This is a genomic window from Methylobacterium sp. WL103, from assembly GCF_008039885.1.
Lineage (GTDB): Bacteria > Pseudomonadota > Alphaproteobacteria > Rhizobiales > Beijerinckiaceae > Methylobacterium > Methylobacterium cerastii.
In genome coordinates this window covers 1-1,937 of record NZ_VRUX01000707.1, presented here as the reverse complement: position 1 = coordinate 1,937, position 1,937 = coordinate 1, and the positions used below count along the sequence as shown (strand labels likewise).

2 protein-coding genes are annotated in these 1,937 nt (G+C 72.2%); both read right to left on the bottom strand.

Annotation, left to right across the window (positions count from 1 at the left end; all coding sequences use genetic code 11):
• The coding region (locus FV222_RS24485) for an alkaline phosphatase family protein (RefSeq protein WP_147815861.1) at positions 1-1,011 on the bottom strand (1,011 nt) is incomplete at its 3' end.
• 153 nt (positions 1,012-1,164) lie between these two features.
• The gene (locus FV222_RS24480) at positions 1,165-1,836 is read right to left on the bottom strand and encodes a metal ABC transporter permease (RefSeq protein WP_147754602.1); all 672 of its coding nucleotides are present in this window, start codon (positions 1,834-1,836) and stop codon (positions 1,165-1,167) included.
• Between the last annotated feature and the right edge of the window lie 101 nt (positions 1,837-1,937).

Here is a 1,937-nt window from a genome sequence, read left to right as displayed (position 1 = left end):
CTGCCCGGCGGGCACGCCCGGCAGGGCGGTCTTCGCGGACGGGCTCGTCGCGCTCTCCTTCGAGATGGTCGAGAAGCCGTGGTCGGCCGCGACCACGATGTCGGTCGTGTCGGAAAGGCCGAGCTCGTCGAGCGCCCGGCGCAGCGTCGCGAGGTTGTCGTCTGCGTTGCGGATGCCGGCGAGCGAGGTCGGCCCGTTGATGCCGGGCACGAGCTTGCCGAGGCTGTCGCCGTGGTTGTGCTGGGCGCCGTCCGGGTCGCGCGACCAGAACACCAGCACGAACGGTTTCTCGCGGGCCTTGAACAGCGGCAGCACGACCTTCGTGGCGACCTCGGCGAAGTAGGCCTGCTGGGCGACGTTGGCCACGAGCGTGCCTGGCGTCGTCGCGTCGCCCGCCTTGCCGTTCTCCCCGCGCGAGGGGGCGGCGAGCGGCAGGTTACGGCCGGCCATCAGCCCCTGCATCTCGGCGCTGAACGGGATGCCGCGCGCCGAGCCGGTCTCGTCATCGACGACGATCGTCGGGCCGCCGGTGCGGTCGGTGTGGTCGAAGATCAAGGTCGGCCCGACCTTGCCGATCGCCGCGGTGCTGATCCCGGCCTTGGCGGCGGCGCGCAGCACCGTCTCCTCGTTCATCCAGTCGCCGTTGAAGACGGTGTTCATCTCGCCGAGCACGGCGTCGTTCTCGATGAACGGCGTCACCGTTCCCGCCTGCGCGGCGATCGGCTTGGCGAGGTAGATCGTGTTCGAGAAGTCGCCGGTGTCGCCGAGCTGGTGCCCGGTCGCCATGCCCGAGGCGTTGGCGGTGGTGAAGGTCGGGAACAGCGAATGGCTGTTGGCGAGGTTCACGCCCTGGTCGCGCAGGGCCGCCAGGGCCGGCGTGTTCTCCGGCGTGACCATGCCGGCGCGCAAGCCGTCGGGAACGAACAGGATCACGTTGCGGGGCCGGTCGGCCGCCGCGGCGGCGGTGCCGAGGAGGCCGGCGACGATGACGCCGTTGAGGATCGCGCGCATCGCCGTCGTCTCCTGAAGGGCCGGCCGACTTCCGGCGCGGTGCCGCTTCTCCTCACGTCCGCATGACGCCCGTGTGACGGCGCAGGCCGGCGGGACAGGCGGGCGAGACAAGTTGGGCGGGCCGGAACGCCTGGCCCGCCCGCGATGGGGCGCTTACATCGGCGGGGTCAACCCGTCCTTGCCGACGGCGACCCGGCGGGCGCTCAAGGCGGTGCCGTCGCGGGCGGCCGTGACGAAGGCCTTGGCGCCGGGCTTGAGCACCATCTTGTCGGCGGGCTCGAAGGTCACGACCGGGGTTTCCGGCAGCACGACCACCGTCTGCGCGCCGTCCTTGTAGGTCACGGTGAGGGTGCGCGCGCCGGACGCCGTCGCGCTGCCCGACACGGTGCCGTTGGTCATCGCGCTCTTCACGCGCGGGGCGGGAGCGTCGGCCTTGACCGTCCCGTTCGTCATGGCGCTCTTCACCCGCGTCCCGCCGGCGGTGGCATCGGGGATCGTGTCCCAGCCGTAATGGCCCTCGCCGGTGCCGCGCATGGCTTCGGGGAACAGCAGGACCTCGATCGCGGTGCGCGGGTTCTCGCCCTTGGTGGCGGTGCCGACGAAGGTGCCCTCCTTCACGTCGTCGAGGCTGGCCTTCACCACCGAGACGAACTTCGTGTCGTCGCCGAGCGCGATCGTCTCCGACACGCCGTCGATGGTCTTCAGGGTGATCGCGCCCGGCGCGACCGCCTCGATCGTGCCGCGCAGGCGCTCGACGACCGGGGCGGCCTGGGCGCCGCCGACCGAGAGGAGGCCGGCGAGGGCGAGAAGCGGGAGGCGTGTCATGAGGGGCCTGTCGTTTAGGAGGGCCTGACGGTCCGGCACGATCGTGCGGGAGCCTGCGGCCGTGGCGCGTCCGCTACCATGCCGGCGCCGGGCCCGGCACC

Coding starts and splice junctions, on each gene's coding strand:
- FV222_RS24480 (WP_147754602.1), bottom strand. CDS start 1,836: ATGACACGCCTCCCGCTTCTCGCCCTCGCCGGCCTCCTCTCGGTCGGC.